1 protein-coding gene is annotated in these 367 nt (G+C 52.3%); it reads right to left on the reverse strand.

What is annotated here, in order from left to right:
• A partial coding sequence (locus ACTHS3_RS17275; RefSeq protein WP_440368674.1) for a DNA gyrase subunit A occupies positions 1-367 on the reverse strand: 367 nt, incomplete at both ends.

Genomic DNA, 367 nt, shown 5'->3' on the forward strand with positions numbered 1-367 from the left:
ATCGGCTCATCGGCGGTGGTCTGCGTCAGCACAGCACGTCCGGCTTCTTCCACCAGCGTGCGGCGTGCATCGCCAAACTGCTTCATGTCCGCCTGCATCTCTTTGATAATCAACTTGCGTTTTTCGTTTTCGTCGCCCAACAGGATATTCAGACGGCCTTGTTCTTCGCGCAATTCGTTCAATTCTTTTTCGAGTTTGAACCCTTCCAAACGCGCCAACTGACGCAGGCGGATTTCCAAAATGTCTTCTGCTTGGATTTCGGTCAGCCCGAACGCCGCCATCAAATCGGCTTTCGGGTCGTCTGATTCGCGGATGACTTTAATCACTTCGTCAATGTGCAGAAAGACTTTCAGACGGCCTTCACGGA

It is taken from the genome of Neisseria sp. P0009.S007 (assembly GCF_051962515.1).